14 protein-coding genes and 1 riboswitch are annotated in these 12,849 nt (G+C 40.9%); of the genes, 5 read left to right on the top strand and 9 right to left on the bottom strand.

Annotated features, from left to right (window positions below; all coding sequences use genetic code 11):
* Positions 1 to 9 precede the first annotated feature (9 nt).
* Positions 10 to 76, bottom strand: a riboswitch (Fluoride riboswitch).
* A 21-nt stretch (positions 77 to 97) separates the two neighbouring features.
* The 4 genes from VB083_RS06880 to VB083_RS06865 all read right to left on the bottom strand — a co-directional run bounded on the left by VB083_RS06880 (position 98) and on the right by VB083_RS06865 (position 3,536).
* The gene (locus tag VB083_RS06880) at positions 98 to 856 is read right to left on the bottom strand and encodes a phosphate ABC transporter ATP-binding protein (RefSeq protein ID WP_213692017.1); all 759 of its coding nucleotides are present in this window, start codon (positions 854 to 856) and stop codon (positions 98 to 100) included.
* Between the two features lie 2 nt (positions 857 to 858).
* Positions 859 to 1,701, bottom strand: coding sequence for a PstA family ABC transporter permease (locus VB083_RS06875; protein ID WP_213692016.1), 843 nt, complete (start codon positions 1,699 to 1,701; stop codon positions 859 to 861).
* Positions 1,698 to 2,564 carry a phosphate ABC transporter permease subunit PstC gene (pstC, locus tag VB083_RS06870; protein WP_213701670.1) on the bottom strand — a complete coding sequence of 289 codons (867 nt, stop codon included), beginning with the start codon at positions 2,562 to 2,564 and terminating at the stop codon, positions 1,698 to 1,700. The genes VB083_RS06875 and pstC overlap by 4 nt, the downstream gene beginning before the upstream one ends.
* Positions 2,565 to 2,654: 90 nt before the next feature.
* A complete protein-coding gene (locus VB083_RS06865; protein WP_213692014.1) occupies positions 2,655 to 3,536 on the bottom strand; it encodes a phosphate ABC transporter substrate-binding protein in 882 nt (293 codons plus the stop codon).
* A gap of 142 nt (positions 3,537 to 3,678) precedes the next feature.
* On the opposite strand from VB083_RS06865, the gene VB083_RS06860 reads away from it, so the two are divergent.
* Positions 3,679 to 4,596, top strand: coding sequence for a 2-dehydropantoate 2-reductase (locus VB083_RS06860; RefSeq protein WP_323401895.1), 918 nt, complete (start codon positions 3,679 to 3,681; stop codon positions 4,594 to 4,596).
* A 12-nt stretch (positions 4,597 to 4,608) separates the two neighbouring features.
* Positions 4,609 to 5,634 (top strand): molybdopterin-binding protein, encoded by a 1,026-nt coding sequence (locus tag VB083_RS06855; protein ID WP_323401894.1) that lies wholly within the window; start codon positions 4,609 to 4,611, stop codon positions 5,632 to 5,634.
* On the opposite strand, the gene VB083_RS06850 is transcribed toward VB083_RS06855, so the two are convergent.
* The 5 genes from VB083_RS06850 to VB083_RS06830 form a co-directional block, all read right to left on the bottom strand.
* Positions 5,631 to 6,302 carry an amino acid ABC transporter permease gene (locus VB083_RS06850; protein WP_213701666.1) on the bottom strand — a complete coding sequence of 224 codons (672 nt, stop codon included), beginning with the start codon at positions 6,300 to 6,302 and terminating at the stop codon, positions 5,631 to 5,633. The two genes, VB083_RS06855 and VB083_RS06850, sit on opposite strands and share 4 nt — an antisense overlap.
* Positions 6,295 to 7,074: an amino acid ABC transporter ATP-binding protein gene (locus VB083_RS06845; protein WP_416242167.1), complete on the bottom strand. Its 780-nt coding sequence runs from the start codon at positions 7,072 to 7,074 to the stop codon at positions 6,295 to 6,297. The genes VB083_RS06850 and VB083_RS06845 overlap by 8 nt, the downstream gene beginning before the upstream one ends.
* Before the next feature lie 5 nt (positions 7,075 to 7,079).
* A complete protein-coding gene (locus tag VB083_RS06840; protein WP_323401892.1) occupies positions 7,080 to 7,751 on the bottom strand; it encodes an amino acid ABC transporter permease in 672 nt (223 codons plus the stop codon).
* A gap of 113 nt (positions 7,752 to 7,864) precedes the next feature.
* Positions 7,865 to 8,620 carry a transporter substrate-binding domain-containing protein gene (locus tag VB083_RS06835; protein ID WP_213692210.1) on the bottom strand — a complete coding sequence of 252 codons (756 nt, stop codon included), beginning with the start codon at positions 8,618 to 8,620 and terminating at the stop codon, positions 7,865 to 7,867.
* Between the two features lie 181 nt (positions 8,621 to 8,801).
* Positions 8,802 to 9,524 carry a FadR/GntR family transcriptional regulator gene (locus VB083_RS06830; protein WP_213692209.1) on the bottom strand — a complete coding sequence of 241 codons (723 nt, stop codon included), beginning with the start codon at positions 9,522 to 9,524 and terminating at the stop codon, positions 8,802 to 8,804.
* A 298-nt stretch (positions 9,525 to 9,822) separates the two neighbouring features.
* Here VB083_RS06830 and VB083_RS06825 point away from each other — a divergent pair, with 298 nt between their 5' ends.
* From VB083_RS06825 to VB083_RS06815, 3 genes are read left to right on the top strand one after another with little or no spacing between them, the layout of a single operon-like run.
* Positions 9,823 to 10,368, top strand: coding sequence for a TRAP transporter small permease (locus VB083_RS06825; protein ID WP_213692208.1), 546 nt, complete (start codon positions 9,823 to 9,825; stop codon positions 10,366 to 10,368).
* A gap of 1 nt (position 10,369) precedes the next feature.
* The gene (locus tag VB083_RS06820; RefSeq protein WP_307879631.1) at positions 10,370 to 11,674 is read left to right on the top strand and encodes a TRAP transporter large permease; all 1,305 of its coding nucleotides are present in this window, start codon (positions 10,370 to 10,372) and stop codon (positions 11,672 to 11,674) included.
* A 19-nt stretch (positions 11,675 to 11,693) separates the two neighbouring features.
* Positions 11,694 to 12,797, top strand: coding sequence for an NAD/NADP octopine/nopaline dehydrogenase family protein (locus VB083_RS06815; protein WP_323401891.1), 1,104 nt, complete (start codon positions 11,694 to 11,696; stop codon positions 12,795 to 12,797).
* Positions 12,798 to 12,849 lie beyond the last annotated feature (52 nt).

Genomic DNA, 12,849 nt, shown 5'->3' with positions numbered 1-12,849 from the left:
CAAGCACTTACACTTGTAGGAGTCATCAGCTTTGTCGTTTATAGCATTTATGGTGAACTCCATCACCAATTCTTATAGGCGAGTATTATATAACACTTTAGCCGTAAATGCCAGAAATATACTCCGCTGTTCTACTATCGCGAGGATTTTCAAAAAGATCTTTTGTGGAACCTGCTTCTATAATTTCCCCATCAAGCATGAAAAGTGTTTGATGAGAAATACGACGTGCCTGAAAAAGATTATGGGTAACAATGATAATAGAATATTGTTGGCATAGAGTGCGAAGCATCATCTCTATATTTTGTGTGTTCTTAACGTCAAGGGAGGAACAGGGTTCGTCCAGAAGCAGTATTTCTGGCTCTACAGTGAGAGCTCGGGCGATACAGAGTCTTTGTTGCTGTCCTCCAGAAAGAAGAGTCGCGTTCATCGCCAGATTATCTTCGACCTCTTCGAAAAGCCCTACATCCTCAAGTTTATTACGAATTATGCTATCAAGGCTTTTCTTATTTTTTTTCGCGCCGTGTCCATGATAACGCAAAGGGTACGCCATATTGTCGTAAATAGAGAGAGGAAAGGGGGTAGGTGATTGAAAGACCATGCCGATACGACGACGTACTTCCTCAGGACTTAGCGTAAAAGTATCCTCCCCATCAAGATGAATCTGACCGCTCAGAGACACCCCTCGTTCGTCTTCTATGAGACGATTAAGGCTTTTGAGAAATGTGGATTTTCCACATCCGGAAGGGCCGATAATAGCTGTAATTTGATGCGGGTAGAAATTTGCGTCGATCTTTTTAAGAATTTTTTTATTATCGAATGCAACGGCAAGCTGACGAATTTCGAGAATAGGGAGCATTTTTACCTCTCCTTTCTGTACATTTTTATAACAAGGGGCACTATGTTGAGAACGAGTAAAAGAATAATAAGCACGAGAGCGGTTCCATATGCTTTGGAAATCGATACCCCCTGCCCTACAAGAATATAAAGATGGTTGGGCAAAGCCATTGCTGGAGAAAAAATAGAACGGGGGGATGGAGCGAAGAGAACTGCCCCAGTGAAGAGAATAGGAGCAGTTGCACCCATAGCAAAACTTCCTCCAAGAGCAATGGCACTGGCAATATTGCCAATGCACCCTGGAAGGATCAGGTGAAAAAGTGTCCACGTTTTTGTAATGCCCAAACTAATAGAGGCCTGCATAATATTCTTGGGGAACTCCAAAAGAGTTTTTTCGACGCGCACCTCAATAAATGGAAAGATCATGATTCCAAGAATAAGTCCTCCTGACAAGATCGATACGCCGAAATCAAGTGTAACGACGAAAAACGTATAACCAAATAGCCCCAGAATAATCGAAGGTATTCCAGCCATAGAGTGAATGAAAAAATGGCAAAGAGATACAATTCGTGTTGTTTTAGCGTAAAAGGCAAGAAAGATTGCTGTAGGAAGAGCCAGAAAGGAGGCGAATATGCAGGCAATCGTAGTAAACCAGAAACTCCCCACAATAGCGGGCCATATTCCTCCATCTATGCCTAAAGGAAAACCCTGTGGCATATTTGTAAGGAAAGAAAGGGAAAGTTCGCTTCCTCCCTGAATAAAAATATATCCAAAAATAACGCATAAAGACGCCATAACAAGAAAGACGCTTAAAAAAAGCCATAGCCGAAGGGATAGGTGAGAAGTTTTGCCGTTATTATTTCTCATTTTATTCCCTCCTCAATACGCTTGCGGATAAAAAAGAAAAAAGAATTAAAGGCAAAGAGTACAAACATGAGAATAAATCCAGCTGCGAAAAGAGCCTGATAGTGTAAGCTACCAACGGCAGCGCCCCCCATTTCCAAAGCGATGAGAGCAGGTATAGTCTCAGCTTTTCGAAAAAGATGAGGAAATATTGGGCTGTTCCCAATCACCATCATTACAGCCATAGTTTCGCCCATGGCTCTAGAAAGGGATAAGATTAGTGCCGCTAGAATTGCCTTTTTTGCTGAAGGAATAACTAAATAACGTATCATATGCCATTTTGAGACACTTAGGGCTCGTGATGTTTGTTGATAATGATGAAGAACTTTGGTCATAGACTCACAGCACGTAGAGACGATATAAGGCAAGATCATGATGGCTAAAAGAATTGAACCGGTAAGTACGGATTCTCCAGAGGACCATGAAAAACGAGTCTCAAAAAACTTTACAATAATCATAAGGCCTACAAAACCATAGACAACAGATGGGATACCGGCCATGAGATCAATAAGAGGAAGAAGTATCCGTTGGATTTTTTGTGGGGCTAAAACCGATAGGAAAATAGCCATTCCGACACCGATAGGAAGAGCAATAAGTGCTGCAAGAAGAGAAACATAAACAGTGGCGCATATCATCGGTTGAAGGCCGAAAGCTGGTGGATCTGCAATAGGATTCCATCGTGACCCCGTTAAAAAATGAAGGAGTGACGTCTTCTGAAAAAATATAAAGCTTTCTTTTGCAATAAAAAGAAAGATAAAGAATAAAAAAGAAATAGCCAGCAATGTAATAGCCTTGCAAGTCCATACAAAAATTCGTTCTTTTTTCACGCTCTCAAAAGCCTCCTCACATAGCTATGAGAAAAGGCCGGAGAGGATTCCCCCCGGCCTTGAGAAAACCTTAATGATCAAAGGCACATTTTACTTTGCAGGTACGAATCCCATCTGCTCCACAATTTTCATGCCTTCAGCAGAAAGTAGTTCATCAATAAAAGCCTTTTCTATAGGAGACATATTCCCTTTCTTGACGATAAGAAGTGGCCGTGAAACATAATATGTTCCATTAAGAATATTTTCAACGGTAGGTTCCACTCCATCAACTTTAAGAGGAATAATTTTCCCTTTGTTTACATTAACCATGCCAAAAGAAGCGTAACCGATGGCATTTTTGTTTTCCATGACTTTGGTAACGAGAGCTCCCATAGATGGAGATTGAATCGCATTGGGTGTTACATCTACTTTTCCCATAACACTTTTCTGGAAGACTTCGTGAGCTCCACCGCCAATATCTCGAATAACAACAACAATTTCTTCTTTAGGTAATGTCGGATCAAGATCGTTCCATGTTTTGTATTCGCCGCTAAAGATTTTAATCAATTCATCTTTAGTGAGGTTGGGCTTTATCTGACAGACCTTATTGTCAGGGTGAACCGAAATGGTCAGAGCGTCTGTCCCAATATGGAACTCGTGATAATCTCCGATTGCTTCTTTCTCTTCTGCTTTAACGGCACGAGCTGTCATACCAAAATTACTTGTTCCATCAAGAACGGCTTTTACCCCTTCTCCAGAACCGCCCCCGGAGACAAAAATTTCGATTTTGGCGTCGGGAAGAGATGCCTCAACTTTATTCCATGTACCATATTTTCCCATAAACTGCTGTGCCACTTGTGAAACAACTGGGGCAAGAGTAGATGACCCTTTAAAGAAAATCTGACCATCTGCGGCTACAGCGAGCTGGTTTCCCGCAATAATAAGACTCATAATCATGACAGAAGCGAATAAAAAACGAAAAATCTTATTCAATTATAATTCCCTCCTATAAATAGTATGCCTATAGTTTATGTTGGACTATTGTAATCTGTAAAGATAACTTTGTCTATGTGATCACAATAATGTCGAATATAATAGAATGAAAAAGGCAAATTAATGAAGGGAGTGTCTCTCTATGCGTATCTGTATTGCCGGACTAGGCGGAGTAGGAGGATATTTCGGAGGACGTCTTGCTGCTGCTTACTCAGCGTCATCGGAGCACGAGATTTGCTTTTTATGTCGGGGAGAGCATATGGAAAGTATTCAGAAAAAAGGGCTAAAAGTGACAACGCCTCATGAATCTTTTATCGCTCATCCTCACATTATTTCGGATTGCCCTCAAGAGATAGGTCTCGTGGATGTCATTTTTTTCGCTGTCAAAGGCTACGATTTGCCCTCTCTGGCAAAGAGTGTATATCCCTTGTGTCATGATAAAACACTTTTGATTCCACTTGGGAATGGTGTAGACAATGTAGATATTCTTCAGAAAGAAAAACTCACGGGCATTCCCTTTAATGGATGTGTTTACATTTCTGCATATATCGAATCCCCTGGTGTGATCAGGCAAGTTGGGGGCAGCTGCAAAATGGTAGTAGGCCCATTAGATAGAGACATTGAAAAGCATTTACCTTTTGAAAATATGATGAAAAACGCCGGCATTTTATTTGAATTGGTCAAAGACATAGATCGGGCAGTTTGGACAAAGTTTATTTTTATGAGTCCTATGGCGATTGTTACAACTCTTAAAGCAGAGAATTTTGGAACGGTGCTTTCTGCGAAGACAAGTCGTGACCTGGTTGTCGATCTTATGAAGGAAATATATTATCTTGCAAAGAAAAGGAATGTTGCCCTTCCCGATGATGCAGTAGCCAAAGCTCTGGCTCAGGCAGAATCCTTTCCGCCTCATACACGTTCTTCCATGGAACTTGATGCTTCAAAAGGTCGCTCTACAGAATTGGAAACTTTTGTCGGAGCGGTAGTCCGTTTGGCGCAAGATGAAGGAATTTCCCTTCCTGTTTATGAGAGAGTATATGAGGAATTGCTGAAAATGTAGAGGAGGAACCCCATGAAGGTACATACAGTTCCTGTTTCTGAATCAGTTGGGCTTCATTTATCTCATGATGTTACGCAAGTGGATGTGGTAAATGGTTTTAAGGGGGCTCGTTTTTGTCGGGGACACCAGATAAGAAAAGAAGATGTTCCAATTCTTCGATCAATGGGGCGGGAGGAACTGGCAGTTCTCTTGCTTGAAGAAGGAGAGGTTCATGAAGATGATGCGTCTCTTCGCCTTGCAAGATGCCTACAAGGATCTGGACTGACGTTAGAGGGACCAAGTGAGGGAAAATGTTCTCTTTTTGCAACTCACAGGGGGTTGCTTTCCTTTGATGAAGAGGTTGTACATGCCATTAATGAAGATACCGACTGGGTTCTTGCTACATTACCACCAAATATTTCTGTAGAAAAAGGCGAGCGTGTGGCTTCCTTCAGAATTGCTCCTCTTATTGTTAAGGAAGATCAGGTTGCTCGAGTAGAAAAACTAGCGACTCCTGTCTCTGTGTTACCCTTCAGACCATATTCTGTTGCCCTTGTAACTACAGGTAGAGAAATTGCTGAAGGTCTTGTGCAAGATGCTTTTGAACCTCAATTAAGGAAGAAAATTCAGTTTTATGGGGCTTCTTTTACGGGGCACTCTGTAGTGGGAGATTCAAAAGATGAAATAACAAAAGCCGTGCGCAGCTTTTTAGCAGAAGAGACGTCTATTATTATTTGTACTGGCGGAATGAGTATTGATGTTGAAGATCGAACTCCAGAGGCAATTGTCAACATTGCCGATGATGTCATTTTCCGAGGAATACCCGTACTGCCAGGATCGAACCTAATGTTGGCCAGAACAAATGAATCATATATTATCGGTGCTCCGGCATGTGTTGTCGCTTGTCATCACACATCTTTAGACCTCATTCTTGATCGTCTGTTTGCGGGAGTTGTTCCTACTCAGAAAGAGATACGCCGTTGGGGCGTAGGAGGACTATGCCGAAGTTGCACAACATGTTTTTATCCAGTTTGCTCTTTTGCTTCAAGAATGCATTAACGATGCTGACTCCAGCCTGGTATATATAGCTTTTTTTCTAAAAGAGAGAGGAGCCAGCTTGCGAAAGAGACCATTATGAGATACATGATGCCAACAACGGTGAAGACAAGGGTATATCTAAATGATCTGGCAGCTACGATCTTTCCGGCGCCTGTAAGTTCAATGTAAGTAAGCATATAGGCTAACGAAGAGTATTTTATAAGGTAAATCATTTCATTTGAACAGCCTGGAATGGCCCGTCTAAGCGCTTGTGGCAAAATGATATTCCATATTGCCTGTCGACGAGTCATGCCTAGTGCCTGGGCCGCAATAAGTTGTCCGCCTTTAACAGATTGAATAGCTCCTCGGATATATTCGGAGTTATATGCTCCGTTGCAGAGGACAAAGCCCAAAACAGACGCAGCAAAAGGACTTAAAGCAATACCAAAGGATGGAAGGCCGAAATAGAGCATAAAAAGAAGTATTAAGAGGGGAGTTCCCTTAAAAAAAATAACGTAGAGCTTACAGAGAAATGATATAGGCTTATTGCCGTAAATACGTCCAAGAGCTACACATGTTCCTGTAGCTAATCCAAAGGGGATTGAGGCGATTATAAGCTTTACGGTCATTACGAGCCCTTCTAGTAAGGCTGGCAACACATCCTGTTGAATAAAAAGCAGATTATTCATTACTTTTCCCCAGCTCTCCGTATAAATCCATCAATTTCCGTAAAAATTGACGAGTTCGTTCGTATTGAGGTGTATTAAGTAACGTTTCTGGCGATCCGCTTTCTAAGATTTTTCCTTCTTCCATAAACATAATTTCATTTGCTACGGAACAGGCAAAGCCCATTTCATGGGTAACAACGAGCATCGTCATGCCAGCTTTTGCAAGATCACGCATAACTTCAAGCACTTCGCCGATAAGTTCGGGGTCTAGCGCTGATGTTGGTTCGTCAAACAGCATAACGTCAGGATCCATAGCTAATGCCCTTGCTATAGAAACCCTCTGAGCTTGCCCACCAGAAAGCTGGGAGGGATAGTGGTCAGTAAAAGCAGCCATTCCGACACGCTCAAGTTCCTGCATAGCCTTTTTCCGTGCACTTTTTTTATCCATTCCTTTGACCTTTATAAGGGCTATCTCTACATTACGAAGTGCTGTGAGATGGTCGAAAAGATAAAAGTTTTGGAAGACCATTCCCATTTTTTGGCGAAAAAGATTAATGTTCTTTTTTGAATGAGTGACTTCTTCCCCGTGGAGCCAGATTTGTCCAGAATCAGGAATCGTGAGCTGATTGATACAGCGTAGCAAAGTACTTTTACCAGTACCTGAAGGACCGATAAAAACCTTTGTTTCTCCTTTTTTGACAGAGAAAGAAATGCCTTTCAACACTTCTATTCCACCGTATGTTTTATGGATATTTTCTACACGTAAAATAACATTTTCTGTTTTATCACTCATCATGATTATTCTCCATTTCCATATCCGGGAATTCTTAATTTATTTTCTACAAAGTGAAGCAGCCGCATTCCGCCATAATTAAGAAGAATAAATATAATGGCACATGTTAAAAATATAGGCATGGGCTGATATGTTCGAGAGACAACAAGGTTTGCCCGTGTCAAAATTTCAAGAACGCCTATAGCGTATGTTACAGAAGAATCAGTCAGTAGAATGGGATATTCATTTGACCAACCAGGCAGGGCTAAGCGAATGGCCTGGGGCAAAATAATCCATGTAACAGCCTGTATTTTGCTCATCCCCAATGAACGGGCAGCTAACATTTGTCCCTCTCCGAGAGAGAGGATGCTTCCTCTGAATATCTGCGATTGATAAGCAGCACTTCGCAGTCCCAAAACAACGACAGCTGTAAAGAACGCGGAAGCGTCTATTCCGAGAGAGGGGAAAATGCCGAAGAAAAATAAGAAGAGAAGAACAAGATTAGGGAGACCGCGAAAAATCCATACATATCCCTTTACGATTTTCTGTAAAAAGAGAGAACCATAAACTTGGGCAACAGCTAAAGGAAGCCCCATGCAGAGTCCTAGAGCCAAGGCCAGGGCAACTATTCGTAACGTAACGAGAGTTCCTTGAAGCAAATAGGGTAAGGATTCAATGACTACGGTAATACTTTCCATTTTTAAAATTCTCCCTTTTTAAAATTCTCCCTTATCTAAATCGTAACATAAAAAAGGGGAATGAAAGACATTCCCCTTTTAGCTCAAATAATGATGAACAGAGGTAAAGCGGATTAAAACATTTTATATTTTACTTTAAGCTCGTTCCATTTTGGGGAAGTCATCAACTTATCGAGTCCCTCATTGATGAGAGCCTGAAGATCTTTGTCTTCTTTTCGCATTGCAACAGCATATTCCTCTCCAGTGGAGATTGTTCCAATAACCTTGAGAGACTTACCTTCCACAGCCTTGGCAACGATAACATCATCCATCATAGCTGCGTCGATTCGACCATTTTCGAGATCTTTGGCTGCCAGAGGGAAATTGTCATAAAGTTTAAGGTTTTCTTTCGGAATAATTCCAGTCTTTACAAGGTTGTCTTCAAGCCACATGGCAGCAGTACAACCGCGCTGAGTACCAATGGTATGTTTGCCATCAAAAAGATTTCCCATGTGGATATCAGATTTATTTTGGACACAGACAGCCTGGTTGATAATCCAGTAGACTTTGCTGAATGTAACGACTTCTCTACGTTCGGGGGAGGCTGTCATGCCTGAATAAACCATATCAATTTTTTTTGCAAGAAGAGCAGGGATAATTCCATCCCACGCCATAGGTTGAACTTTTACTTCGAACCCCATCTCATTAGCGATCCACTCAATAGATTCCACATCAAAACCGGTAGGCTTACCGTCTTGTCCGACAAAAGAGTAGGGATAGTAATCCCCATCAATTCCCACAATATAGGTTTTTTTCTCAGCGGCAAGTAAGCCACTTGCACCTAAAACTATGAAGAGACAACATAAAAAAAGAGCACTTAACTTCTTCATCCTTATACCCCCTCAACGAAATAATTATTTTTCTCGATGATAATTCATCACGCTAAAGTGCCAGTCGAATAAAGATTATAGTGAAAGAATAAAAAGCTGTCAACCAAAGGCACAGACAAGATGGGTTGGGGGTATCAACAAAAATGAATTATAAAAAATGGCATGTATTGTGCATATTGAACTATTCTTTATCTTCTTCCTCTTCATTGCGTATTACGTTATATAAACCTTTAAGTAAGTGTTCACGCATGGCCTGACTTGCTTTTTGAGGTTCATGGTTTCGTATATATTCCACAATTTGCCTATGTTCTTCCATCATTCTATTCCAGTCTTCTTCTGTTATATCAAGATATTTATGCCGTTGCGTGTCTATTTCATTTCGAATAGATCGTAGTAACTTCAAAACAAGACTATTTCCACCTATTTCAGCAATAGCTTCATGGAAATCACTATGATACTTTAAGTGATCTAGATCTCTGGGGCGAACGTTTGTTCCCCCATCTGTACTTAAATCCATAATCGTATAAAGCTTTTGAATATCTTCATCGGTAGCATTTTCAGCAGCCCAATAGGCAGCTTGCACCTCAAGCAAAAGCCGAACTTGCATGAGCTCCTTCCATGAAGAATCGTCAGAGATATAGTTCATGAGTTCGTTATTGCTTATCTTTCGCAATGCGTCTGGAGAAACAAATGTCCCTTGCCCAGGTTTTGACTCTACAATGCCAAAGATGGCTAAAGCTTTTGTTGCTTCCCTTATACTATTTCTTCCAACCTGAAACAGTTCTGCCAGTTCCATTTCGCTAGGAATTTTCTCCCCTGCCACCCATATGCCCTCTTTTATGGCCGCTACCATTTGTTTGAGGACCTCTTGGTAAAGAGTTGTTCTGCTTGCTGGTTTTATCACTGAAGTCACACCTCTCGAAGATGTATTGTCATAAATATATCATTAGGAAGTGAAAACTAAAACATAAAGATGTGAAAATATCAAGATATGAATATCCCATCTTCTAGATCAGAATAATCGTATTAAAATAACATAAGTATACATTATCCAAAGTTTGTGATATTGACACTTTTCAGAGCTGATACTATTATGTCAACTATTCCAATCATCCTACATTAGGATAACATGAAGATAGTACATTGTTATTTTCTGCACAAATAAATGGGGATATTTCTTAATAAATAAGGAGGGGGTAATTTTGTTAGGAAGCAATAACGGCTCAGGCTTACTTGGAAAATTAGAGTCAATTCAGCATCTCTTACTATTTATCTTGATGATGATTGTAACGGCTCTGGTTTTTGCGCAGGTACTTTTGCGATACGTTTTTAAGGCTCCTCTCATGGGAATAGAGGAAATACTTCTTTTCCCCACAGTCTGGCTCTATTTTATTGGCGCGATCAACGCTTCAAGTGAGAGAACACAGATTGTAGCTAGAGTTCTTGAAGTCTTTGTTAAAAAAGAAAAGACGATCTTCTTCATCAGAATGTTGGCATCAGTATTATCTTTTGTCATTATTTTGTGGCTCAACTATTGGGCATACGATTTCCTCAAATATTCTCTCAGAATGCAGAAGGTAAGCGCTACGTTGTATATCCCCCTGATCTATTCGGAAGCTGCTGTTTTCATTGGAATGATCGTCATGACGTTCTATACGGCTATCGAAATTTTCCATAACTTTAATATCTTTAAAAATGGCGGCGGCCAGGATCTTCTTGAAGCTGAAGTAGAGGGAGGAGAAATTTAACATGATGAGTGTAGCAATTGGAGCGCTGGTAGTTCTTGTCGTTTTATTGACATTAGGTGTCTCTCTTCCTTTCTGTTTTGGTGGAAGTCTTATGTACATGGCACTAATAGGCGGAGTGAATATGAAGGGCATGATGTTGTGGGGATTGGGGCAAATAACGAACCCGGTATTACTCTGTGTGCCTTTATTTATATTAGCAGGAACGCTTATGAGTGAGAGTGGAATAGCTAAATATCTGCTTGATTTTGTAAATGTCTTTGTCGGGAGAAAACGTGGTGGGCTTGGTGTTGTAGCTTCTGTGAGCTGTGCGATTATAGGTGCTATATCTGGAAGTGGATTTACCGGAGTTGCCGCAGTTGGCCCGATCCTTATTCCGAGAATGGAGCAGGAAGGATATCCTCGGGGATATGCTACAGCTCTCGTTACAAATTCATCCATTCTTGGTCTTCTTATCCCTCCAAGTGTTGTCATGATTGTGTATGGATGGGTTACAGAAACGTCTATTCTTGCTTGTTTCCTTGCTACGATAGGACCAGGCCTGCTCGTAACCTTTCTTTTCTCTTTTATCAATGTCATTTGGGCGAAAAAGTTTGACCTTAAAATTGAACCCAAACTTTCTACTCAGGAGAAACTTAAACAGATTAAAAGTCGCACGTGGATGGCTTTGCCAGCTCTCATGATGCCTTTCATTATATTGGGTGGAATTTATGGCGGAATAATGACTCCTACAGAAGCAGCTGGAGTTGCTGTTGTTTACTCTATCCCAGTAGGTTTTTTCATCTATAAAGGACTTAATAAAAATAATTTCTTCAAGATTGCGTGGAATTCTGCGACGGCCGTTGGTGCCATTATGATAATGATTTTCTTCTGCCTCATGTTGAGCCAGACCTTTGTCATGATGCGAGTTCCTCAGGCCCTTGTAGAACTTCTCTTTGGTGTTACACAGAACAAAGTTATTCTTCTCATACTCATAAATATTCTCCTTTTCTTTGTAGGAATGATCGTAAACGATATAACAGGGATTATTTTGGTTGCACCACTTCTTCTGCCTTTGGCACAGAGCATTGGGATCAACCCCATACAATTTGCTGCCATCATGGGAGTAAACCTTGCTATGGGTGGCGTTACCCCTCCTTATGCGAGCATCCTGTATTTGGGAATGAGAATAGGTAATGTTGAGTTCATGGATATTATAAAACCAGCGATGGTGTTGTTACTTTTAGGGTATGTTCCAGTCGTTTTCCTTACATCGTTTTGGCCTGATCTATCAATGTTTCTTCCTACGCTATTAGGATTCGTTCATTAGAATGGAGGCTAAAAATCAAATGCACAGATCAATCGCAGTTTTAGGAGCAGGTAACGGGGGGCAAACTTTAAGTGCTCACTTAGCTATGATGGGTAATAAAGTAAGTCTTTATGAGCATCCATCATTTGTTGACAAACTTATTCCCATTCAAAAAGCGGGAGGCATTCAATTAACAGGAGCTATTGAAGGTTTTGGAAAGTTGCGGTTAGCCTCTTCTGATATGGGCAAAGTTTTAGAGGGAGCTGAAATCGTATATATTGTTGTTCCTTCATTTGGCCAAATTCCAATTATGAAAGAAGTTCTTCCTTTTCTTGCAGATGGGATGAAAGTTGTTTTTATCCCTGGGAACTTTGGATCTCTTGAGGCTTTTAAGCTCTTAAAAGATGAAGGCGTCACTTCTGATGTAACCCTTGCGGAGACTGATACATTGCCATATGCCTGCAGGATGGTTGAGCCTGGAAAGGTTCAGGTTTGGGGGTTAAAAGAGGGGCTTTCTATTGCAGCTTTGCCTGGTAAAAAAACAGAAACTCTTGTGCAGGAGATACGTGATGTTTTCCCTATTCCTCTTTGGACAATGGAGAATGTACTTCCTATAGCTTTTTCAAATCTTAATATGATTGTTCATTGTGCAGCTGTTCTTCTCAATATAGGCAGGATTGAGTCGACTCAGGGAGATTTCAGATTTTATTGTGATGGCGTTACTCCCACTGTAGGCAAACTTCAAGAACTTATGGATTCGGAAAGAGTTGCCGTTGGTAAGGCTTATGGCATGAATCTTGAAAGAGCTACAGAATGGGTTAAAAAAACGTATCCTGTGCAGGGCAATTCCATGCATGAACTTCTTTCGAAAAACCCCATTTATGCGGGGCACGGAGCAGACGCTCCCAAACAGGTAAGGCATCGGTATATTACAGAAGATGTTCCAAATCTTTTGGTACCTGTTGTAAGTTTTGCACGTGCTGCAGGCGTTGAAACACCCATTATCGATAGTGTTATCACACTTCTTTCATCTTTAACAGATGAAGATTATTTAGAGACTGGTCGAAATTTCTCTTGCCTCGGATTACAAGGCTTGGGAGCTCAGGAAGTTTTGAATTTCGTGAATTGTGGGGAACGCAGGTAAGAATTTATGAAAGGGCCGTAACGTTTTCAAAAAATGAAAACGAGAGAGCAAA

This window comes from Aminobacterium sp. (genome assembly GCF_034926885.1).
Classification (GTDB): domain Bacteria; phylum Synergistota; class Synergistia; order Synergistales; family Aminobacteriaceae; genus Aminobacterium.
The sequence above is the reverse complement of the archived record's forward strand: the minus strand, read 5'-3'. Positions and strand labels throughout refer to the sequence as shown.

Coding starts and splice junctions, on each gene's coding strand:
- VB083_RS06880 (WP_213692017.1), bottom strand. CDS start 856: ATGCTCCCTATTCTCGAAATTCGTCAGCTTGCCGTTGCATTCGATAAT.
- VB083_RS06875 (WP_213692016.1), bottom strand. CDS start 1,701: ATGAGAAATAATAACGGCAAAACTTCTCACCTATCCCTTCGGCTATGG.
- VB083_RS06860 (WP_323401895.1), top strand. CDS start 3,679: ATGCGTATCTGTATTGCCGGACTAGGCGGAGTAGGAGGATATTTCGGA.
- VB083_RS06855 (WP_323401894.1), top strand. CDS start 4,609: ATGAAGGTACATACAGTTCCTGTTTCTGAATCAGTTGGGCTTCATTTA.
- VB083_RS06850 (WP_213701666.1), bottom strand. CDS start 6,302: ATGAATAATCTGCTTTTTATTCAACAGGATGTGTTGCCAGCCTTACTA.
- VB083_RS06845 (WP_416242167.1), bottom strand. CDS start 7,074: ATGAGTGATAAAACAGAAAATGTTATTTTACGTGTAGAAAATATCCAT.
- VB083_RS06840 (WP_323401892.1), bottom strand. CDS start 7,751: ATGGAAAGTATTACCGTAGTCATTGAATCCTTACCCTATTTGCTTCAA.
- VB083_RS06835 (WP_213692210.1), bottom strand. CDS start 8,620: ATGAAGAAGTTAAGTGCTCTTTTTTTATGTTGTCTCTTCATAGTTTTA.
- VB083_RS06820 (WP_307879631.1), top strand. CDS start 10,370: ATGATGAGTGTAGCAATTGGAGCGCTGGTAGTTCTTGTCGTTTTATTG.
- VB083_RS06815 (WP_323401891.1), top strand. CDS start 11,694: ATGCACAGATCAATCGCAGTTTTAGGAGCAGGTAACGGGGGGCAAACT.